Genomic DNA, 22,371 nt, shown 5'->3' with positions numbered 1-22,371 from the left:
CATAAGGAGAGAGTTTTATTTTAGGAAACCACCCGAATTCGAAACAGAGACAGTTGCAGCCAGCTTCAGCAGCAAACTGTACCGGTCACGGCTCCACTGATGCTTTACTGTCATCGGTGACCCGATGCCACTGCCGCCCCTGCTCATCCGGCGCAACCTGATAGCGCGCCCAGCGAACAAACTCGCTGACTCGGCAGATACCGTTGCCGCCCTCGCCGGCACCCTTGATGATTCGATACCGCACGCGCCCGGCTCGGCCGGGCCGGCTAACAACTTGAAGGACTTCACGCACCGACCAGTTACGCCCTGGCAGGCCATTGCTGTAATAACCACCGGCAACCAGGTCACCGGCACTGACCCCCTTGCTCTGCGCATTGGTATTGGCCAGCTCGACCAGCCTCAACAGGTCGTTGAAGTCGATATCCATATAGGCGTTCATCTGCTTCAGCGCGTGCTCGAAATCCTCCGGGGCAATGCCCGGCGCACGGCCGACCGGGTGACGAGTCAATGGCAACGGATAGCGACGACTGGTAAAAAGGCTGTTGAAGAGCACGGCAAACAGCACTATGACGAGCACATCCAGCAGAATCGGGTAGAGCACGAAGTTGTATCCTGCCTCGGCAATCTGCGGCCCACCCAGCACCACGATCATTGCCGTTGCACTGCCCGGCGGATGCAGACAACGGGCGTACATCATGATGATGACGCTGCCGCCTACCGCCAGCGCTGCGAGCCAGAAACCGGCCGGCAACCACTGAATACACGCCACCCCAAAGGCCGCCGACAGGACATGTCCGCCAATCACTGACCAGGGTTGCGACAGCGTACCGTGGGGCATGGCAAACACCAGCACCGCACTGGCCCCCATCGAGCCGGTCACCCAGAGGGCTCCCTCTGCCGCCATTACCAGATGGGTTACCCAATACAGCAGAATCAACGCCAGCGTCGTACCCAGCGCTGAAATCAGTTTTTCCTGATGGGTGGTACTGTCCGGACGCCAACCGAGAAATCTGAGCCCCCGGCGCAACCACCGCACGCGAATCACCTGTTTATATCCCCCGTCCATACGCGTCTGCCAGATGAATGATAGCGCGTTACGCCCGCGAACGAACTGCTATGCTGAAATCGACCTGAACCACTGGAGATGGCGATGAATGAACTGGCCGACCGAGCACTGGAGTCCGGGCACCAGAACAGTGTACTGGTAGAGGAGCAGATCCAGGACTTACTGACGACCTTGCCTGACTGGGAGCTGAACTGCGTTGAGGGCATACACCGGATAGAGCGGGTCTACCCGTTTGACGATTTCGTCACCGCGCTGGCATTCAGCAACCGGGTCGCCGCCCTGGCCGAGGAGCACGACCACCACCCCGCCCTACTGCTGGAATGGGGGCGCGTCACAGCCAGCTGGTGGACGCATTCTCTCGGCGGAGTCCACCTTAACGACCTGATAATGGCCGCCAGGACCGAGCGTCTTTACCAAAACCCATCCCACAGCTGATTGTGATTGGCGACATCACTGATTCCATTAGTAGCCAATTTGTCTAACCAGATCACACTACGACTCTGAAGGCAGTATCATCCCGTGCTATAACAAAAACAGGCGGGTGATACCCCATCGCTACAGCGATCTACCGCCACGGCCTCTCGTCCGACCAGACCATGCGCCGCACGGTGCCCACAAGGCACCCTTATACATAAAAATAAGAAGGCCTATGCCATGAAATCGTTACTCAAACCCAAATGGTCCACCGTTGCGCTGGTGGTTTTGGCTACCTGGCTGCTGCTGATTCTGCCCAATATGGGGTAACACCAGCCAGCACTGTACAATGCCCGGGAATCTTCAGTACCCGGAGCCCGCGTGAGCGCACCTACAATTGAATCCGCCGACCTGGTCTGGATGGATGGCGATCAACCCTTCTCCAGTCGCTTTGACGACGTCTACTTTTCCCGCGAAAGTGGCCTGGATGAAACCCGACACGTCTTCCTGACCCACAACCGACTCGAACAGCGCTGGACAGCACTGTCCGCTGGCGAGCACTTCTGCATTGCAGAAACCGGCTTCGGTACCGGGCTTAACTTCCTCGCCGCCTGGCAGTTGTGGCAGGCCTGCGCTCCTGTCGACACCTTCCTGCACTTTGTCAGCACCGAAAAATACCCCCTTTCTCGCACGGACCTGCAGCGCGCACTGGCGATCTGGCCAGAGCTAGGCCCATTCAGTGCGGAGTTGCTCTCGCAATACCAGGATCTGACACCCGGCTGGCAGCACTTCTCTTTCGCCGGCGGACGGGTCACCCTGACGCTACTGATAGGTGATCTGTTCGACACCCTGCCGCAGCTGGATGCAGCGGTTGATGCCTGGTTTCTCGATGGCTTCGCCCCAGCGCGCAACCCGGATATGTGGCAGCCGGCGCTGTATCAGCGCATGGCTGAGCTTTCGCGGCCAGGAGCCACCGTTGCCACCTTTACCAGCGTCGGAGACGTGCGCCGCGGGTTGATTGCCGCCGGCTTTGCAATGCAGAAGGTAAAAGGCTTCGGGCGCAAACGCGAGATGCTCTGCGGGCAACTGGAGCAGGCGCCCGCCTCCCGCTGGCAGGCCCCATGGTACGCCCGCCCAAACACGACCACCGAGCGCAGCGCCATTGTTGTCGGAGCAGGTCTGGCTGGCTGCAGCACGGCCCATTCGCTGGCTCGTCGCGGCTGGCAGGTTACGGTTCTGGAGCGCTTGCCCGAGATCGCCGGGGCCGCCTCCGGTAACCCGCAGGGCATCCTGTATTGCAAGCTGTCGCCTCACCACCCTCCGCTGTCCCGGTTCATCCAAAGCAGCTACCAGTACAGCCTGCGGCTGCTGCAGCGGGAACTTGAACCGGGCGAAGGACGCTGGCAGGCCTGTGGCGTGCTGCAACTTGGCAGTGACGAGAAGGAACTGCGCCGCCAGCAGGGACTGGCCGATCAAGGCTATCCGCACAGCTTCCTGTACGCGGTTAACGCTGCAGAGGCCAGCGCCCTGGCCGGCGTTAAGGTCGAGCGATCCGGATTGTTCTTCCCCGGTGGAGGCTGGGTAAGCCCGCCTGCGCTGTGCCGCCGCCTGCTTGAACACCCCAATATCCAGGTCCGCACTACAACCACGATTGCCGAACTGCGCCGGGATGACGACCAGTGGCAGCTGCTGGACGAGAACGGCAACCAGCTCGCCACCAGTGGTACCGTTATTATCTGCGGCGCCCATGAAACAGCTCGGTTTGCGCAAACCAGGCATCTCGCGCTGAAACCCATCCGCGGCCAGATTACCCACTTGCCAGCCGACAACGACAGCAGCCGACTGAAGACGGTTCTCTGCGCCGATGGCTATGTCTCTCCCGCCAGGCAGGGCCAGCACCATCTAGGAGCCAGTTTCCGGTTCGATCGACTTGACCTTGTGCCAAGCGACGAGGAAAACCAGCACAACCTGGAGCTATTGCTGGGACTGTCTCCTGAGCTGCACCAGCATTTCAGCAGCACGCCGCCGCTGGGAGCCCGGGTCGGCTTGCGCTGCACCGCTCCCGACTACCTGCCGCTGCTGGGCCCAGTGCTCAAACCGGACAGTTTTTTGCAGCAATACGCAGTACTCGGCAAGGACGCCTCGCAGCAACCAGACGAGCAAGCACCCTGGCAGCCCGGTCTGTATGTAAACACCGCGCACGGCTCGCGAGGCATGATCAGCGCGCCATTAAGCGGTGAATTGCTCGCGGCCTGGCTAAATAACGAGCCACTGCCTCTGCCCCGAGACCTCAGCGAAGCGGTCCACCCCTCACGATTCCTGCTGCGTCAGTTGGTGCGCGGGAAGCAAACCAGCCGTCATAAACCAGGACCCGCTGGGCAGCGACAATAAAAGCCTTGTGCTAGCATTCTGATAGACCTGACCATAACAACAATAGATTACGACTGAGGTCGTCGAGCCGAGTGCCCCTGTATGCGTTTCTGCCACGTTTTCATGCTGTGCTGGCTCGTGCTGGGATTTGCAACCGGGACGCAGGCCAACACCGAACCATCCCACAACCAGCAGGCTGTCGGGGTTGACATCAGCGAGTCGCGCGAGCGCCTCAGTCTGGGTCCGAACCTGCTGATTCTGGAAGACCCGCAAGGCAGCCTGACGCTCCAGCAACTGTTGCGCAGCCACAGCCTCTATCCCTGGCGCGCGATCACCGGCGAACATGTCAACGAAGGCAAAGACCATTCGATCTGGTGGGTTCAATTTGCGCTGACCAACAACCGGCAAACACCCATCGAGGGCGTCGTCGAAATTGACTACGCGCTCCTCGATAACCTGACCCTGTATCAGATACAGCCGGACGGCCCGCCACTGGTCCAACAGGGTGGTGATCATCTGCCACAGAACGAGCGCGCCGTAGCAGTGCGCAACCACTGGTTCCCGGTATCACTGCCACCAGGAACCAGCCGTTTTTACCTGCGCGTAGATACCACCAGCACCGTATTTCTGCCGATTTACTTCGCTGACTGGGCAACCAGCAGTGCCCAGCTTGAAAGCAGCATGCTGGCGGCTGGACTGTTCTACGGCATTCTGCTGGGGCTGTTTGCCTATAACCTGTTCTTGCAGATATCCCTGCGCGAGGCAACCTACGCCTGGTACCTGACCCACATCCTCAATATTATGCTGTTCATGGCCTGTTTCGATGGCCTGCTTTGGAAATGGGTCACGATCAGCATTCCTATCCAGACCCTGTGCATCTACACCCTAATGTTTCTGCACTGTGCCGTATCAACCCAATTCAGCCGACACTATCTGCACACCCGCGAGCAGTTTCCGCGGCTGGACAGAGTGCTGCGCTGCAAGATTGTCATTGTGCTCGCCGCCATGGCGATCATCCCGCTGTTCAGCATTGACCTGTACAACAACATGGCCAGCCTGTTTGTGCTGGTCAGCTCGATGATCTTGCTGGGAACCGGTATTTACGTCTGGCGCAAAGGCTTTCGCTACGGCTCCTACTACACCCTTGCCTGGGGCTTTCTGCTCTGTGCTCTAATCGTCTCCACCGCCGGCTCGCTGGGCTTTGAGCTGCTCGGTGCCAGCTACGGCACGCACTGGGTCAAGTTCGGCATGTGCGCGGAAATGATCATCCTCTCGCTGGGCCTGGCCGACCGTATCAATGCCTTGAAGGAAGCTCGCTATAAAGCCGACGAGGCTGCTCGCCAGGCGCGTCTTGAGACCTTGGCACAGAGCCGCTTTCTGGCCCGCATGAGCCATGAGATTCGCACCCCGATGAACGGGGTCCTTGGCATGCTTCAGTTACTGCAGGATACCCGGCTGGATAACCAGCAGCGCTTCTACATCGACACAATCAGCAAGTCAGGCCACACCCTGCTCACCGTCATCAATGACATTCTTGACTTCGCTCGCCTGGAGTCCGGGCGGGTCAAACTGGAAACAATCGCCTTTGATCCTGAGGAACTGGTGTCCGAAACAGCCAGCCTGTTCACCGCTCAGACGCTGGAAAAGCACCTTGGTCTGTACTGCACCATCTCCCCAGACCTGCCCGAACACCTGATCGGTGACCCCACCCGGCTGAAGCAGGTGCTGATGAACCTGCTCAGCAATGCATTCAAGTTCACCGCAAAGGGGCACGTCAGCGTGTTCGTAACAGGAGTGCCTCGCAATCAGGCACGAGACAGCTGGGATATTCGATTTGAGGTGAGGGACACGGGCATCGGTATCGCCCGGGACGCCCAGACCAGCCTGTTTGACTCCTTTACCCAGGCCGACAGCAGTACAACCCGGCGCTACGGCGGCACCGGCTTAGGGCTGGCAATCAGCCAGGAGCTGGTGCGCTTGATGGGGGGCTCTATCAGTCTGGACAGTGATGCAGAAAAAGGCACCTGCATGTATTTCTCGGTGCCGCTGGGCAGTTCAAGCAGCGCCCTGCCAAGCGCCCAGTCCAAACGGGCCCTGGTGATCACCAGGCAAACCGAGGCGCGCCAGCACTACCAGTCACAGCTTGAGCGACTCGGGTTCAGCGTTCAGCACAGCGACGCCAGCTCTACCGAGGCGCCGGCCCAGCCGGCAGACTTGGTCATGCTCGACACCCAGGACATCCCCACCGACCGCCTCCAGCAGTTACTGCACCAGTGCGCACAGGAAGCGATCCCGGTGCTGCTGTTGCGCAACGCCGACGATAGTCGCCAGTTGGTCTGGCAAGGGCAGGTAGTGGAGCAGAGCCTTCCGCTGCTACCGAGTCAGTTGCGCAAGACGCTGATACGCTTGAACAATAGCGCCGAGCAGCACACTCCGCCAGCAGCGCAACCCAGCAAGGAACAACGGCGTGGGCGCGGTCACTTGCTGGTAGCAGAAGACAATCAGGTCAACCAACTGGTGGTCAAAACCCTGCTGGAGAAAGCGGGATACAGCGTCGAAATCACCGAAAACGGCCAAGAGGCACTAAGCAGCTACCGCGACGATCCCGATCACTACGACCTGATATTGATGGATTGCGAAATGCCTGAGATGGATGGTTTTGAAGCAACTCGACGCATCCGTGCCCACGAGCAGCGAGAACACCTGCCACGCACGCCGATCGTTGCCCTGACCGCGCATGTGCTCGACACCCACCGCCTAGAAGGCATGGCTGCCGGCATGGACGACTACCTATCCAAGCCAGTAGACAGCGAACAACTGTATGCCAGTCTGCAGCGGCTAATCAGGAGCCGAGCAACCCACTGAGCCCCTCAACCAGCAGCTTGCCACCAGTCAGCAACAAAAACACATAGCACAGACGGTAGATCAGTTGCTCGTTGCTACGCTGCAGCATCCAGAACCCGAGCCGGACCCCAATCGGAGCCAGCGGCATCAATACCAGCGAGGTCAGCAAGTTCTCGCTGGAAAACTGCCCCAGGTAGACATAAGCAGGCACCTTTGCCCAGTTGACCAGGGTAAAGAACACCGCCAACGTCCCCATCAGCAGGGTTTTCTCCAACCGCTGAGGCAGCATGTAGACGTTAATCGGTGGACCGCCGGCATGAATACCAAAACTGGTAAAGCCGGAAAGCAGCCCCCAAAACCGCCCTCGCCAGACACCAGCAGGACGCGCCTCTGACTGTCCCCGCCGAAACCAGGCGTTGAGTACAAAAAGCACGGCAATAGTACCGATAAGCAGCCGAATATGCTCCTCGTTGAGAACCCGGAACGACAGTGCGCCCAAGGCAACGCCGACCATTGCCGCCGGCAATATAATGCGCAGATTGGTCTTGTCCCAGCGCCCGCGGAACGTGCGTATTGCGACCAGATCCATAGCACAGAGAATCGGTAGGAGAATACCGGCCGCCTGCTGTGGAGAAACCACCATTGCCATCAACGGCACCGACAGGATTGCGATATTGCCGCCAAAGCCGCCCTTGGCGATGCCGTAGAGCAGCACCGCCGGAACAGCACAAAGATAGAACAGCGGATCGTCAATCATTATCCAGTTGATACCCTCGTAAAGGGCGCGAGTGTACCATTGCCCCACCTGTCAGCAGAGAAACCAGCGTATGTTGATTCCCTACGAGTTGTTGGAACCAGAAACCCTTGACGCCCTGCTCGAAGATTTTGTGACCCGGGACGGAACCGATAACGGCGACGACAGCAGCCTGCAGCAGCGGGTTGCCCAGGTACGTCGACTGCTGGAACGCAAGGACATCCTGATCGTTTTTCACCCGGATACCGGCGACACCAGCCTGGCCCACCGCCACAGTGTGCCAGCCGAGCTGCTGCAAGCCTTTCTTGCCGATCAGTCCTGAACCAGCCAAACGCCCGCTCGCAGGGCTCCCCAGCCCTGCCAGGCCTGTGACATATCAGCGCATAGCGGCTTGGTACGCAAAGCAGTCAAAACGGCCTTGAGCCAAATCATTCCGCGCATTCCAGCCCGGTTCCGCGCCGCTAATGAGCCTACCCCCCACGCGTGCAAGCGCTTGGAGCTTGGCCCGCGAGCGGCTACCATAGGCGTTTTCTCCTGCAGGTTTGCGAGGTAGTGATGAAACAATATGTAGCCTTGGCCCTGACCGGCCTGCTCGGCTTGGGCAGTTTCTCTGCGCAAGCCTGTACCCCGGAAGAATCCATTGCCAAGGGTGAGTTACTGGCACAACTGATCTATGACCGTACCAAGGATCAACCGGGCAAAGCCGATGAGCTGAACGCTCGCCTGAAGGCGCTGCAGGAACAGGATCCTGCTAATGGCCGCTACGATTCCTGCCAGGGCTACCAGCGCATTATCGACGAGCTGGAAGGCCGCGTGACAACCGATACTCCCGCCGAAAACAATCAGTAAATTCGATATAAAAAACGCATTTTTTGCGTTATAAAATCGATTTTTACCGCCATACAATGGCGCATAGCCTCAACCAAGGAGATGCGCCATGAGCCAATACCGTGACCTGACCGAAGCTGTCGTCGGCCAACCTGCCTCCGATGGTGCAGGCGTGCGCCTGACCCGCGTCTTCGGCGGACGTGATGCCGCGCGCTTTGATCCATTCCTGATGCTGGACGAGTTCGACTCAGACAGCGCCGAAGATTACATCGGCGGTTTTCCTTCGCACCCGCACCGAGGCTTTGAAACAGTCACCTACATGCTGGAAGGCCGTATGCTGCACGAAGACCACTTGGGTAATCAGGGCCTGCTCGGCCCCGGTGATGTCCAATGGATGACAGCAGGCCGCGGCATCATTCACTCTGAAATGCCGCAACAGGACCACGGCACCATGCGCGGCTTTCAGCTCTGGCTGAATCTGCCCGCTGCCGACAAGATGCAGCCTGCGCACTACCGCGACCTGCCTGCTACGGCAATGCCGGAGTGTGAACTCAGCGGTGGCGGCCAGCTCAAGCTGATAGCTGGCCGGCTGGAGCACCAAGGTCAGTCATTGACAGGTCCGATTACCGGCGGCGCCACCGAGCCGCTGTATATCGATCTGCAACTGCCCGAAAATACACGCGTGACGCTGCCCGTGCCCGCAACCCATCGAGTGCTCAGTTATGTTTACGAAGGCAACGTGACAGTGCATGGCGCCGCACGCGCAGCAAACCTGCGAAAGGGACAGCTCGGACGATACGGCGAAGGAGACAGCGTACGTTTAGAGGCAGGGCAGGCAGGGGCACGCCTGCTGCTGCTGGCAGGCCGCCCTATCGGCGAACCGATTGTTCAGTACGGACCATTCGTGATGAACACCGAAGCCGAAATTCACCAGGCAATCAAAGATTATCAGCTCGGCCAGTTGACTGCCTGAGACGCCAGAGCACCGGGCTCAGAGAATCTGGGTTCGGCCTGCCAAGGCATGAGCCAGGGTACCGCCGTCTATGTATTCCAACTCACCACCCAGAGGAACACCGTGGGCGATCCGTGACACTCGGATTCCGCGCGGGCGCAGCAGCTCAGCGATGTAATGGGCTGTCGCTTCGCCTTCCACGGTCGGGTTGGTCGCCAGAATGACTTCGTCCACCGGCCGTCCCTCCAGACAGTCAAGCAACGCCGGCACGCCGATTTCATCAGGGCCCATGCCGTCGATCGGCGACAGGTGCCCCTTGAGCACAAAGTAGCGACCATTGAAGCCACCGGCCTGCTCGACCGCCCAGACGTCAGCCGGACTCTGCAACACGCAAACCAACCGATCATCCCGGCGAGGATCGCTACATAGCGAGCAAATCTCAGTCTCGCTCAACGTACGGCAGCGTTGGCAGTAGCCAACGCCGTCAACCGCCGCCTGCAGGGCATGCGCCAGATGCGCGGCAGCGGCGCGATCACGCTCAAGCAGATGCAATGCCATACGTTGCGCGGTTTTCGGCCCAACGCCCGGCAAGCCGCGCAGGGCGTCGACCATCTGACGAATCAGCGGACTGAAGCTCATCGATCAGAACGGCATCTTGAAGCCATCAGGCAAGTTCATGCCCGAGGTGAGGCCAGACATCTTGTCCTTGTTTGCCTGCTCCAGCTTGCGCACAGCGTCGTTCACCGCGGCTGCAATCAGGTCTTCCAGCACTTCCTTGTCTTCCTGCATCAGGCTGTCATCAAGGTTGACCCGACGCACATCGTGACGCCCGGTCATCACGACGGACACCAAGCCCGCACCGGACTGTCCGGTGACTTCCATATTGGCCAGCTCTTCCTGCATCTTGGCCATCTTTTCCTGCATCTGCTGGGCCTGCTTCATCAGGCCTGCCATGCCACCTTTCATCATGACGCTATCCTCCAGTTTCAGCTCGCGGGTTCGTCAATTGGACGAATGGTATCCGCACAAATTTCCGCGGAAAACTCCGCGCACAATCGTTGGACCATCGGGTCGCTTTGAATACTCAGCTCAGCCGCCTTCTGGCGTGCGGCCTTGCGGCGTGCAGCTGCCACTGCCGGCGTCTCCTGGGTGGGCGCATTGACCTCAACCACCAGTTCCACCGTAGCCTGCGTCGCGCCGGCAATTGCCTGCTCCAGGCGCTTGCGATGGTTTTCGTTATAGAGCGCACTATGGCCGGGGTCCAGATGCAGCGTCCAGCGTCCAGCGTCCCGAGCGATCAGCTGGCAGTGTGCCGCGATACTCTGGGTCAAACCACTCAACCCCAGGCGTTCAAACAACCCAAGCCACTCCGCAGCCAACCCCGTAGCCGGCGGCAGATCACTCAGGTTGTCACTGTCGTCTTCCGCGGGCGCCGCAACGGCTTCCGGCTGCCAATCCGCGATGTACTGGCTGACATCGAGTTCTTCATCGTCTTCCTGATCAATACCGCTGTCATCCGGCGGAGGCCCATCCAGCCAGTCTGCCGGCGGCTCATCCTGCGGTGGACGATAGGGCGTCTTCGGACTCAATGGATGAGTGACCGAGCCTGGCGCAGCATCGGGTCCAGCCGCTATCGCAGACGACTCGACGCTCGCGGGGTCAGCAGCAGACGTATCAGTAGCGGCAACCTCCACCTCGCTCCGCTCCGCAGCCGGTTCGACCACAGGTCCTTTCGGCGCGCTGACCGACGCCGAAGAGTCTGCCTGCTCCGCTGCAGGTGCAGGTGCAGGTGCAGGTGCAGGTGCAGGTGCAGGTGCAGGTGCAGGTGCAGCAGGTTGCGCATCAGCAGCAGGAGCGGCAACCGGCTCAGCGGTTGGCGCCTTGGTGTGTGCGGGCTCAGTGCTGGCTGAACTGGGCCCTGTCGACTTTTCCGGCTCTGGCGGCGCTGACCCACTCGGTGGTGCCGCCGGAGTCACTGTGATGCCACTGGAAGCGGCATCACCGAGAGTGCCAGGGCGAAACGCCAACATCCGCAGCAACGCCATCTCGAATCCGCCGCGCGGCTCTGGCGCCAACGGCAGGTCCCGTCGCCCATGCAGTGCCAATTGGTAGAACAGCTGCACATCCTCGGCACTGACCTTGCCGGCCAGCTCCAGCACTCGCTGCTGATCACCAAGGCTATTATCCGTTGCTTCAGGCACGACCTGAGCCATTGCCAGGCGCTGCAAGGTTGAAATCAATTCCGCAAGCACACCCGCAAAGTCGACGCCCTGCTCTGCCAACTGCGCCGCAGCGGCCATCAGGGCCCGCGCATCACCAGCGATCAGCGCTTCCAGCACGCCAAATACCTGACCGTGGTCGATCGTGCCAAGCATGCTGCGCACCTGCTCAACCCGCAGTTGACCGTTGCCAAAGGCAATGGCCTGATCGGTCAGACTAAGCGCATCCCGCATCGAACCATCAGCGGCGCGACCAAGCAGCCAGAGGGACTCTTCATCGAAACCGATCTGCTCCTCGCCCAGAACGTAGCGCAGGTGCTCAACCACCTTCTCCGGCGGCATGTTCTTCAACGAGAATTGCAGACAGCGCGAGAGGATAGTGACCGGCAGTTTCTGCGGATCTGTGGTCGCCAACAGGAACTTGACGTGTTCTGGCGGCTCCTCCAGCGTCTTCAACAGCGCATTGAAACTGTGACTGGAGAGCATGTGCACTTCGTCAATCAGGTAGACCTTGAACCGTCCACGGGACGGCGCGTACTGCACGTTCTCGAGCAGTTCGCGGGTATCCTCGACCTTCGTTCGGCTGGCAGCATCGACCTCGATAAGATCGACAAAGCGCCCCTGGTCAATCTCCTGGCATGCGGAGCACTGACCACAAGGTTCGGAGCTGATGCCGGTCTCACAGTTCAGGCACTTGGCGAGAATTCGGGCAATGGTGGTTTTACCAACACCGCGAGTGCCGGTGAACAGATAGGCATGATGCAGGCGGTTGTTATCCAGCGCATTGATCATTGCCTGCAGCACGTGGGTCTGTCCGACCATCTCACGAAACAGGCGGGGACGCCATTTGCGGGCTAGTACCTGATAACTCATTGGCTCTGTTCGTTTCCGTTGATCGAATGCAAGCGGGTAATGTACCCAAGCAAAGACTACAATGCGAGTGAAAGACGCCATTTCCCGCCCCGCAGGCGGCAGTTGGCGACAGTCCGCAGGACTGGGGCGAAGGCATGCCCGCTAACCCTGTTCGCAGTTGCGAAACAGTTTCCAGCATGCCAGAGGAAGTCCCTGCACTATGCCAGCTCTGAAAAACCTCACCATCAAACTACGGCTTACCATCCTGACCGCGTTTGCCCTGCTGCTGCTGGTCATCCTGAGCGTCATCTCGGTCAGTGCGATCAACAAAGCCGCGCAGTCACTGGATACGGTCTACCATGACCGCCTAATCCCGACCGGCCAGCTCGGACGCATTCAGCAAGAACTGCAAAATGTCCGAGCCGAACTGCTGCTATCGTTTCAGCACGACCCCAGCCAGCCGATGAGCAACAGCCACGACCACCCTGTCAACCAACACCTTGAGGAAGTCAACGGCTCACTCAAGCGCGTCGACACCGACTGGAAGGCCTACCTGTCGACATATCTTACTCCGGATGAAAAACAACTTGCGGACAAGGCCAGTCAGCAGTTGAGCACGCTACTGAATCAGGGCGTCAACCCGACACTAACCGCCCTGCAGCGTCAGGATTACGCCAACGCAAACCGCACCTTGCTAACATCCCTGCAGCCTGCAGCCAGCGCACTGGACGGAACACTGGAGCGCATGCTCGCCCTGCAGGTCGGTATTGCCGAGCAGGAGTATCAAAAGGCAGAGCAGAGCTACCATCACACCCTGATGATCGACATCGCTACCACACTGGTAGCACTGGCAGTATTGACGCTGCTCTCCTGGAGCATCATTCACGGCATCAGCGCCGCCGTTACCAAACTGGAGCAAGCCAGCACCAGGCTTGCCGACGGCGACCTGTCGGCCCGTACCCACGATCGTAGCAGCGATGAACTGGGCCGCATCAGCAACGCATTCGACCGCATGGCTGAGCGCTTTCAACAGACCATCAACCAAGTCGCCGGCTCCAGCAGCCAACTGGCCGCTGCGGCCGAAGAAACCTCCGCCATCAGTGTGCAAACCGGTACTGGGGTGCGTCAGCAGCAGCACGAGATCGAGCAGGTCGCAACGGCAATGCACGAGATGACTACCACCGTGCAGGACGTTGCACGCAATGCCTCGTCCGCAGCCGAATCCTCACGCCAGGCCGAGCAGGAAGCGCAACAGGGGCGGCAGCTGGCGACACGCACCATCGACGCCATCCAGTCACTGGCCGAAGAAGTTGAGCGCGCCGCTCAGGTGATTCAGCGACTGGAGCAGGAAAGTGACAGCATCAGCTCCGTGCTGACCGTGATTCAGGGGATTGCCGAACAGACCAACCTGCTGGCACTGAATGCCGCCATCGAAGCCGCACGAGCCGGCGAACAAGGCAGAGGCTTCGCCGTCGTGGCCGACGAAGTCCGGGCGCTGGCTTCACGCACTCAGCAGTCCACCTCGGAAATTCAGAACATGATAACCCGCCTGCAGGACGGGACCGGAGAAGCCGTCAGCGTCATGCAGGTCAGCAGAGAGAAGGCACGACAAGGTGTTGACGCCGTCGGCCTGGCCGGTGACCGCCTGCTGGCGATTACCGACGCAGTAACCCACATCAGCGACATCAACGCCCAGATTGCATCAGCAGCCGAAGAGCAGTCCTCTGTCGCGGAGGAAATCAACCGCAACATTACCAACGTCAGCGATATTGGCCGCCAGACCAGCACCGCATCGGAACAGAGCGCCGTTACCAGCCAGGAACTCGCGCGTCTGGCCGCTGATCTGCAGGAACTGATCAGTCACTTCAAGGTTTGACCTGTGCCTGCGGTGTCGGCCTCGTTGCAGGCAGACACCGCACTCCCCTCACCCACCATTACCTGCCTGCCGGCGACACGAACAACGGGCCGCCACCAAAGGTGCGTGCCCAGCGGCGCCAGACACACCAATTTAAACTCCGCAAATAACACACGCGCAAAAAATCACCGCCGCGGCTAAAGGCAGAGCAGTATGCAAGGAAGAGAAGAGAAGAGAAGAGAAGAGAAGAGAAGAGAAGAGAAGAGAAGAGAAGAGAATATTGAGGGAGAGAGATTTGGAGGCAACCCCACCAGCCACACCCCGGCACACGATATGACCGCTGCGGCTGCTCCCTTCCGGGCCTGACCGGGTTCACTGCAACCCTTGATTTAGAGCCTTCTGCCACTTCAGGCAGGAACGAAAACAAGTTATCAGTTAATAGTAGAAAGATTACCAACAGACGATTACTTGTACCACTGTTTGTACCACCTCTTGTGCCACCAACGCGGCTAGCCAACCTCACCAACAGACGATAGACTCAGCGACGAATAATGTTTGCTGGGAGCCTTATTCATGCCTGAGGCCTTGACCTCAAACGGCAGAACACATACCTCTCCGAGATTTGAAAAACATCTCTTCCCCCACCAGCATAAAAACCGCTCCGCTTCCGAGATTACCTTCCGACTTGTCGCAATATGTTCGGAACCGTATCCACTTTGTGCAGCCACCTCTGCAGCTGAAAGTCGTCTCCGACTGCTTCTGAACAGACTTCCCTTCCAATGGTCCCCCGACCAGGCGTGCGCGTGGGCGAGTCTCAAGCAGTTCCTGAGAGTAGCGGAGCTTACCCCCAAAAGCCGGAGGCAAAAGCTGTGACAAAGAAAGCCAATAAAACCCTGCAAGAAATCTTTGACGAGTACATCGCTTTACGTCGTCCGAAGCTGTCGACAGCGGCAGACTATCAAGCTCTGCTCAACCGCTACGCCAAGGATTGGCTACCAAAGCCATGGTCAGCACTGACTTCGGACGTCTTTGAAAAGCGCTTCGCTGAAGTCAGTTTGAAGTCACCCGCACAAGCGAACTATTTCGTACGCGTGATGGGCGCTATTTGGAAGTTCGCCACAATCAAATACGAAGTGAACAAGAGGAATCCGACAGATCGTATAAAGGCTCTCGGAGCACTGAACAAAATCAAGCCGAGAGACAACATAATCCACGACATAATCCAGCCAAAGTGGTGGTCTGCTGTCCAAAAACTGGACAACCAACACCTTACTGCAGCCCTGATTTTTCTGGCGCTCACAGGCTGCCGCAAAAGCGAAGCCCTAAAGCTGCGTTGCTCAGATATTGAGTGGCAAGCACGTGTCGTCACTTTTAGTGAAACCAAGAATGGAACGATTCACAGACTTCCACTTTCAGACCGCCTGCACTCCTATCTATATCAGCATTGTAAAGGCAGAAGCGGGTCAGTCTTCGCGGTATCTGACCGAAGTATCAACTACGTAGCAGCAGACATATCAAAGCGAATAGGCTTCAAGTGGACTTTGCATGATTTGAGGCGGACCTTCGTCACCGTAGCTCAGCGCACACTCAACGACCTAGCCACAGTGAAACGCCTCGTAAACCACTCAACTGGCGGGGACGTGACAACGAAACACTACCTGAAGCTGACCGTTGATGACCTGCGAAAGCCAATGCAGCAAGTTGAGGATGCCTTCGGGAACTTGGCTAAAGAGCGCCCTCTCGACTTGCCCCCGGCCGACTGAACGAGAAATACGAGCATCGACAAGCGCGCCTAAATAGAAACCTGAGAACGTCGCTGCCCCTCAAGCGAAGGGCAGGACGTCACCGCATATTAACTGGTATGGCAGAGGGGACTGCAGAATGCGCAGCCATTTGATTGCGTGTAGTACCGTTTGGCCGCTTGCACTGCGGAGAAGCACCCGGAATGGTAGCCAAGCGCGATTGGGCTTATGGGCATCCAGCGGCAACCACGCTTGTGAACCTCATGGTCGCCATTGGGCTGTGCGTTGGTATTAACGAAATACTCTTCCATTGCTGATTACCTCATCGTCTCTCGGTTTGAGTGGTACGCGGATGTTTCCGCGCATACTTCTCGGTCACGAATTTCCCGGAGATAGAACTCCGATGAAGGACTCGCTTGCTGCTACGTTTGGTACTCATAAACACCTCGGTGTCATCAAAGCTGAGCGCAGCGCATCGACCGACAGACACTTCTAAAACCGGGACGAACGGCCTTGTACATCAATCAGCCTCCGGCTATATTCCGTCAACCAATGCGCACGACAGCGTTTTGGAATGTCTAACGGCACCGTTTCCAGGCGACAGCCAGTCAGACGAACGCAGCTCCATTCTCTCCATTGGAGGGTCTGGAGCTTTTTTATGGGCAAACCGCACCCATAGCTGCTTTTTTATACAGTATAACCAGCCACGTCAAGCGCAAAAAACACTATATCTAGTGATAATTTAAAAAAACAAACACTACTAAACTCCTATTACCTCTGCCTACCCACTTTCGCTACCGTCGTCACACCAACACCAAGCCCCAATTCCGCAAAAAATCTGTGGGCCTTTAATAGATAATGGCTTCCAACCTGTTCCCCCCGTACCGGGTGGGGGTCACGTTTTTCGCCAACCTCTCCCGCAAACTTGAGCGCACCAAGCAAACCCACCGCCCACTCTCCTCGGCCTCAGGCCAGCGCTCTTCCGCCGTTTCGTTTGGGTATACCTTCACTACAACACCCACCGACCCTGAAAGTGTTGTCATCTTCTCGCCCTTGACCACTTAAAATACAACACGCATGATTACAACACTTTGACGACAACAGAGAGCAGCTGCCCATGTTCATCCGTGCATACCTCAGGGCATCCACCTCCGAGCAGGACGCTAACCGAGCGCGCTCCGCCCTAGACACCTTTGTCCAAAGCCATGGCCAACATATCGCCAGCTACTACACCGAGAATGAGAGCGGCGCGTCTCTGCAGCGCCCTGAGCTGTTTCGCCTGCTGACCGATGCCAAGCCGGGAGACGTTCTCTTAGTCGAACAGGTCGACCGCCTGAGCCGTCTAACCGATGGAGGCTGGCAGCAGCTCCGGGCAACCATAAAGACGAAGGAAGTGCGCGTCGTTGCTCTCGACTTGCCCACCTCCCACCAGTTCATAGCCAGCACCAGCAACACGGCAGCTGACGCCTTCACCTCTCGGATGTTGGCAGCCATCAATGACATGCTCCTCGACATGCTCGCAGCCGTCGCACGGAAAGACTACGAAGACAGACGCAGGAGACAGAACGAAGGCATTGCCAAGGCCAAGGCGCAGGGGGCTTACAAGGGGAGAGGCGTCGACAAGGAAAAACACGCCAAAATTCGCGCACTGCTGAACAAAGGGGCAGGCATCAGGGAGACAGCCAAGCTCTTGGGCGTCAGCACCAGCACTGTGCTAAGAGCGAGGGACAGCGGCAAAGAGGACGCTACATTACAGCGGGCCAAGAATAGAGCGGCAGAGTCAGCGGCAGGCTGACACCAACATCATCACCCGCGAATACAACAGCAACGTCTTCCACTTCCGCGAGGACGGCTACTTCAACATGACCAGGGCCGCGAAGGCATCAACGCCTCAGAGCACTGCTCTTCGGTTGGGATATCAGCGCCGAGCATGCTGAGCTATTCTGACATCCTTGATGTTGAGAGGAAACACAAATGACGCTGGACAAGGACGACTACAAGGCGAGCATACTAGAGCAAGTTGCAGCTCATCCGACGGTCACTGCTGCTGCGACAGCTGTGGCTGCTGGGGCATCTTTTGGCGCAGCCATATTCCTTCCTGTCCTGACTGGCACGCTCGCAGCGCGGCGACATGAAGAGCGTTTAGCCAAATTCATCAATGATGTCAGCGAGGAGCTGAGGCTTCAGGAGCGAAGACTCGATGAGCTGAGTGATGCCCAGTACCAACTGATCGGGGACGCTGTTGCATGCGCTCTTCAGACTGTCAATCAAGAGAAGCTTGATTACCTTCGGCACGTCATCAGGAATAGCCTGAGCGTGGATATTAACTCGGTCAATCATGCCCATCTGGCTCGAGTTATCCGGGATATTTCAGGAGATGAGGCTGGCTTGCTGATGCAGACCAGTGTCAAACCGAAGGTGATGACTCTGAGTGCCCTTAAACCAAAACGTATGTTTACGCTGGATTCTAGACACCATAGCTACGCTCTTTTGAGTGGGCTTATATCGCTTGGTTTGGTAGAGAAGTACACCGACGGTGACGCCAATGCGCATGGAGGCGTGTACGCCTGGACCCCTCTTGCCGAGGTCCTGCATAAGTTGCTTTCGGCATAGCTGTTTTGAAATTACTTTGTCATAGCGCAACAACTTGTTCAGCTGCAAAAATGGCGCACGCGTCCGCCACATATTGCGGGGCGCTACAACTACCGTTGCACAATTTCCCCCAGAGCGCCGCACCACCCAGAGCCCCCCACACACATCCACCACCAACACCCTCACCATGTCCAGCCGCGAGATTGCCGAGCTGCTGGGATGCCGCCACGACAGCGTGAAGCGGACCATGGACACACTGGCAGCCAAGGGTTTGGTGGCTTTTACACAGACTGTGGAAAAGGGTCTGGGACGCCCGGTCACCCTCTACCACGTCGGCAAACGAGACAGCTACGTCATCGTTGCCCAGCTCAGCCCGGAGTTCACCGCTCGACTGGTCGACCGCTGGCAGGAACTGGAAGAACAGGTCGCACAGAAGCCTGCGCTGCCGTGGTGGACCCGAAGGACGGCTCAGGCATTCTGACATGGTATAACACCTATCACGTTCTCAAGGATATGCATGCAAGGAGCACTCAAATGGCACTCAGATTCCAGCGCCGAATAAAGATTGCACCCGGCCTCAGACTCAACATCAGCGGCAGCGGTATCAGCACCACAGTCGGTGGTCGTGGACTATCTGTGACCACCGGCCGGAGAGGCACATACGCAAACTTCGGACTACCCGGAACAGGTATCAGCACTCGCCAAAAGCTAAGCGGCGGGAAGACTGCAAAGCGTAGGGCAACCAAACCAACGCCATCCACAGTCCGCTTTGTCGCTGATGATGAAGGCAACTGTTTCCTACTGAATGCCGAAGGCCAGCAGCTAAGCACTTCAGAAGCGGCAGCAGTCAGAAAAGCGCATGGCGAGCGCCTGAGAGAGTCGCTGCAAAAAGCCTGTGACGAGAAGAACACCCTCCTCCATGCAATTACTTCAGCGCACCTTGAGACGCCCTCACCCTCGACAACACCAAGCTACGCGGTCGAAGCCTTCCCCATAGCGGAGCCACGCCAGAGCATGTTCCAGAAATTCCTGTCCGCTCTGCTAAAGAGTCACAAGGCCAAGCATGAGCAACTTGTGCAGGACTGGCGCTCGGAAAAAGCAGAGTGGGATAAGGCCGAACAGGAGCGATTCGAGGAAGAAACTCAGCTTGTCTTCACGTCCATACCTGCAATCGACTCCACACTGTCACGCTACTTGTCCGCCATAGAATGGCCGTCACCACCAGCTGTCAGCTACGACGTAGGCGACAACATCCACACGATAGCCTTAGACGTCCAACTACCAGAAGAACAGGAGATGCCTGAGACTGAATGGACTGTTCCTGCTCGACAGTACCGCTTATCCGCAAAGAAGCTGACAGCGACCAAGCAACGTCAGCTGTATCGAGACTACATCCACGGCATTGTCTTCCGACTGGCTGGCGAAGTGTTCGCAAGACTGCCAACCATCGACAAAGCTGCTCTCTCCGCATACCGGGAGATACCCAGTCCTGCGACTGGAAGCACGACAGAACAATATGTCTTGTCAGTCATCATCACTCGGTCAGCCTGGGAGCAGATCAACTTTGCAGCTGTTGAGCACATCAAGCCTGCAGAGGCTCTCGACCGCTTCCTACTCCGGCGCAAGATGACTTCCACCGGGATATTCAAAGAGGTTGTTCCATTCACGTCCGAAGAGCTGGAAGACGCCTAGATTACCCATACTTTCTCAAGGGGTTCTTTGCGGACACAGCATCATTGTGCTATCACAAAGACTCCAACAGGAATGATGCGACAGGAGTCATCATGAAAGCATTAGCCGCAGCCGCAACACTCGCCCTGCTGTTTGCAGCACCAACAACAGCCGCCCCTATCAGCAGCTCTCAGACGCTCCAAGAGTCAGGCCCAGTGATGCACGGAGGGGGATGCCGCAAAAGCTCACCACCAGGCCAGTGTTGCCACATGGAAACCCGCACAGGCACCGTTCACTGCCACTGAGTCACCATGCATCGGTAGGTTTACCCCCAGTCCTTGTGGAACTCACCACGATGACTGAAAGGAAAATCTACCGATGCAACACCGCCACAACATCCCCCCTACCCTCGTCCGCTTCCGCATCCACATGCGCCGCGACCATGCGGCACAGCTAGTCGCTCTGGCTAATGCCTTGGCTGCTCTCAAAGGACGCGATACGCGCCTAGGAGAGGCTCTTGAGCTGGTTTTGAAGGCAGGTCTTGCCATGGACAGAGAACAGCTCCTGAGGCTCTCTGAGGCCGATACAGCCACATCGCACTGGCTGCAGCTTGGCCCAGTCCACCGCCATGGTGGGAAGGCTCTCACACCCCGTCAGCTGAGCAACTGAAGGGGGACGCATGGAACAAAAAACGCAAGCAGCGCCGAGCGACGCTGATGTCGAGGCTGAAGTTTCACGCATGCTGGAGAGTGGTTGTTCTCAGCGAGAGATATCCAGCTCACTGGGCATCTCACGTAGGCAGGTTAGGAAGCTGATAGACAGCCACAAGGACGCCTCTCTGCAGCAGAAGTCGTCAAAGAGCAAACTATCTAAAGCACGAAGTCAGATTCTAAGCTTGAGCTTACGAAGCATTGGAGTAAAGCGGTCGGAGCTGCATGACATCTTGCGCGAGACATACGGCGAACGGGCAAGTCCAACTACCGGCCAGCGGGAGCTAGATATGACCGAAAATCAGTACCAATACCTAACCAAAACGGTCAAGGAGAAGGCTAGACGAGAAGGGCTAGCAGCTCTCTTCGTTCCTGAATGGATGCCAACTGAGAATGCAAAACAGGCGAACTCAATGCTGGTGAGCCTTGCCGGAGAGCTGCATCAACGAGCACAGGAGATGACACAAGATTTCCTATGCCATTTTCCCGAGTGTCACTCTGGACTTGTCCTAAAAGAGTTAGTCGCTCTTGCCTTTCCTCAGCCCGGTAAAGAGCCCGTTGAGCTTCGCTGCGAAAGAAACCAAGAAGCCGCCTCAGAGCTGGAGAAACGGGCAAAGCCCCAACAGTCAAAACGCAGCAGACCAGCATCTAACATTGCCATCTACTGCGACGCCGAATTTGAAGCCTTGTGCTTTTGAGCGTAGCGGCGGACCACTTTCAAACAGATATACAGGCTGGAACGGTCCAGTCCTTTGGCAGCTGAAAAAGACACTCTTTCATTGTGTTGTCTATTTACCTCCCCCTCACCAAGCCTTCACGCCTCGACACCTGACAGCCTCATTCCAAGCGCCAGCAAAGCGCACGTCAGGTCACGAGGCCAGTCACTTATCAATCTACCTGACAGGAAATCACCAACAATGACTGCAATCATGGTCTTCACCGATGGAGCTTGCTCCAACAATGGCAACACCTCTGCCCAAGGCGGCTGGGGAGCTGTTCTCATCAATGCTCAGGGCCAGCGTCTTGAGTTAGCCGGGCCGCTGTCTGGAGACAACCAGACCAGCAACAGAGCGGAACTCACGGCAGCAATCGAAGGACTGTCTGCGTTGAAGCGCCCCTCCTCCGTCATCCTCACCACCGACAGCCGCTATGTGGAGCAAGGCTGCAGGGAATGGCTCCCCAAGTGGCAGAGCAACGGATGGAAGAGCAGCAACGGAAAGCCGGTGAAGAACCAAGACCTATGGCAGCAGATGGCCGAACTGCTAAAGCTGCACACCGTCGAGCTGCGCTGGGTCAGAGGCCATACCGGCCACCCAGAGAACGAAAGAGCGGACACGCTTGCAACTATGGGCGCAGCAGGCAAGCGCATCAGGCGTCGGAGCAAGCCGAAGGCGGCATAGGCAGCAAGCCAAGGGGACACCAAGGCAATGGACAGGGGACGTCCAGACCAACGGGGGACGCAGGCATCTGCTCCCCTGTCGTTTTCTTCAGGCCGCCATTGA

General features: G+C 57.8%; 18 protein-coding genes and 1 pseudogene. 14 read left to right on the top strand and 5 right to left on the bottom strand.

Translation table 11 applies throughout. The annotated features are described in order from the left end of the window. Window positions 1-85: 85 nt before the first annotated feature. Window positions 86-1,036 (bottom strand): HPP family protein, encoded by a 951-nt coding sequence (locus ACKPCU_RS08845; RefSeq protein WP_170063117.1) that lies wholly within the window; start codon window positions 1,034-1,036, stop codon window positions 86-88. Between the two features lie 114 nt (window positions 1,037-1,150). Between ACKPCU_RS08845 and ACKPCU_RS08840 the strand changes: the two genes are divergently transcribed. The 3 genes from ACKPCU_RS08840 (at window position 1,151) to ACKPCU_RS08830 (ending at window position 6,715) form a co-directional block, all read left to right on the top strand. Further along, window positions 1,151-1,501 (top strand): 4a-hydroxytetrahydrobiopterin dehydratase, encoded by a 351-nt coding sequence (locus ACKPCU_RS08840; protein WP_321351490.1) that lies wholly within the window; start codon window positions 1,151-1,153, stop codon window positions 1,499-1,501. Between the two features lie 399 nt (window positions 1,502-1,900). Then, entirely contained in the window at window positions 1,901-3,871 is a 1,971-nt protein-coding gene (gene mnmC, locus ACKPCU_RS08835) for a bifunctional tRNA (5-methylaminomethyl-2-thiouridine)(34)-methyltransferase MnmC2/FAD-dependent 5-carboxymethylaminomethyl-2-thiouridine(34) oxidoreductase MnmC1 (protein ID WP_321351798.1), read from the top strand. 117 nt (window positions 3,872-3,988) lie between these two features. Beyond that, window positions 3,989-6,715 (top strand): hybrid sensor histidine kinase/response regulator, encoded by a 2,727-nt coding sequence (locus tag ACKPCU_RS08830; RefSeq protein ID WP_321351488.1) that lies wholly within the window; start codon window positions 3,989-3,991, stop codon window positions 6,713-6,715. Here the strand turns inward: ACKPCU_RS08830 and ACKPCU_RS08825 are convergent. Further along, window positions 6,693-7,451 carry a sulfite exporter TauE/SafE family protein gene (locus ACKPCU_RS08825; protein ID WP_104739824.1) on the bottom strand — a complete coding sequence of 253 codons (759 nt, stop codon included), beginning with the start codon at window positions 7,449-7,451 and terminating at the stop codon, window positions 6,693-6,695. The genes ACKPCU_RS08830 and ACKPCU_RS08825 overlap by 23 nt on opposite strands. A gap of 70 nt (window positions 7,452-7,521) precedes the next feature. Here ACKPCU_RS08825 and ACKPCU_RS08820 point away from each other — a divergent pair, with 70 nt between their 5' ends. From ACKPCU_RS08820 to ACKPCU_RS08810, 3 genes are all read left to right on the top strand, one after another. Next, window positions 7,522-7,770 carry a YheU family protein gene (locus ACKPCU_RS08820; protein ID WP_104739823.1) on the top strand — a complete coding sequence of 83 codons (249 nt, stop codon included), beginning with the start codon at window positions 7,522-7,524 and terminating at the stop codon, window positions 7,768-7,770. Window positions 7,771-8,003: 233 nt separating this feature from the next. Further along, the gene (locus ACKPCU_RS08815) at window positions 8,004-8,297 is read left to right on the top strand and encodes a hypothetical protein (RefSeq protein ID WP_104739822.1); all 294 of its coding nucleotides are present in this window, start codon (window positions 8,004-8,006) and stop codon (window positions 8,295-8,297) included. 88 nt (window positions 8,298-8,385) lie between these two features. Further along, window positions 8,386-9,249, top strand: a complete 864-nt coding sequence (locus ACKPCU_RS08810; RefSeq protein WP_321351485.1) for a pirin family protein — start codon at window positions 8,386-8,388, stop codon at window positions 9,247-9,249. A gap of 18 nt (window positions 9,250-9,267) precedes the next feature. Here ACKPCU_RS08810 and recR read toward each other — a convergent pair whose 3' ends face one another. From recR to dnaX, 3 genes are read right to left on the bottom strand one after another with little or no spacing between them, the layout of a single operon-like run. Further along, window positions 9,268-9,867 (bottom strand): recombination mediator RecR, encoded by a 600-nt coding sequence (recR, locus tag ACKPCU_RS08805; RefSeq protein ID WP_104739820.1) that lies wholly within the window; start codon window positions 9,865-9,867, stop codon window positions 9,268-9,270. A 3-nt stretch (window positions 9,868-9,870) separates the two neighbouring features. Next, window positions 9,871-10,197, bottom strand: a complete 327-nt coding sequence (locus ACKPCU_RS08800) for a YbaB/EbfC family nucleoid-associated protein (protein ID WP_104739819.1) — start codon at window positions 10,195-10,197, stop codon at window positions 9,871-9,873. A 17-nt stretch (window positions 10,198-10,214) separates the two neighbouring features. Further along, entirely contained in the window at window positions 10,215-12,320 is a 2,106-nt protein-coding gene (gene dnaX / locus ACKPCU_RS08795) for a DNA polymerase III subunit gamma/tau (protein ID WP_321351482.1), read from the bottom strand. A gap of 199 nt (window positions 12,321-12,519) precedes the next feature. On the opposite strand from dnaX, the gene ACKPCU_RS08790 reads away from it, so the two are divergent. The 8 genes and pseudogenes from ACKPCU_RS08790 (at window position 12,520) to rnhA (ending at window position 22,269) form a co-directional block, all read left to right on the top strand. Further along, a complete protein-coding gene (locus ACKPCU_RS08790) occupies window positions 12,520-14,175 on the top strand; it encodes a HAMP domain-containing methyl-accepting chemotaxis protein (RefSeq protein WP_104739817.1) in 1,656 nt (551 codons plus the stop codon). Between the two features lie 848 nt (window positions 14,176-15,023). After that, on the top strand, window positions 15,024-15,917 hold the full coding sequence (locus tag ACKPCU_RS08785) for a tyrosine-type recombinase/integrase (RefSeq protein ID WP_321351480.1): 894 nt from the start codon (window positions 15,024-15,026) through the stop codon (window positions 15,915-15,917). Window positions 15,918-17,013: 1,096 nt separating this feature from the next. Further along, complete coding sequence (locus ACKPCU_RS08780) at window positions 17,014-17,691, top strand: recombinase family protein (protein ID WP_321351478.1); 678 nt, start codon at window positions 17,014-17,016, stop codon at window positions 17,689-17,691. 179 nt (window positions 17,692-17,870) lie between these two features. After that, entirely contained in the window at window positions 17,871-18,509 is a 639-nt protein-coding gene (locus ACKPCU_RS08775) for a hypothetical protein (protein WP_321351476.1), read from the top strand. A 166-nt stretch (window positions 18,510-18,675) separates the two neighbouring features. After that, window positions 18,676-18,936: pseudogene (locus ACKPCU_RS08770) on the top strand (Rha family transcriptional regulator); the annotation flags it as partial. 86 nt (window positions 18,937-19,022) lie between these two features. Beyond that, window positions 19,023-20,180, top strand: a complete 1,158-nt coding sequence (locus tag ACKPCU_RS08765; protein ID WP_321351472.1) for a DUF4236 domain-containing protein — start codon at window positions 19,023-19,025, stop codon at window positions 20,178-20,180. Window positions 20,181-21,159: 979 nt separating this feature from the next. Then, complete coding sequence (locus tag ACKPCU_RS08760) at window positions 21,160-21,567, top strand: hypothetical protein (protein ID WP_321351469.1); 408 nt, start codon at window positions 21,160-21,162, stop codon at window positions 21,565-21,567. Window positions 21,568-21,786: 219 nt separating this feature from the next. Continuing rightward, the gene (gene rnhA, locus ACKPCU_RS08755; RefSeq protein ID WP_321351467.1) at window positions 21,787-22,269 is read left to right on the top strand and encodes a ribonuclease HI; all 483 of its coding nucleotides are present in this window, start codon (window positions 21,787-21,789) and stop codon (window positions 22,267-22,269) included. The last annotated feature ends 102 nt before the right edge of the window (window positions 22,270-22,371 follow it).

It is taken from the genome of Halopseudomonas oceani (genome assembly GCF_963677335.1).
GTDB classification, from domain to species: Bacteria; Pseudomonadota; Gammaproteobacteria; order Pseudomonadales; family Pseudomonadaceae; genus Halopseudomonas; species Halopseudomonas oceani.
The sequence above is the reverse complement of the archived record's forward strand: the minus strand, read 5'-3'. Positions and strand labels throughout refer to the sequence as shown.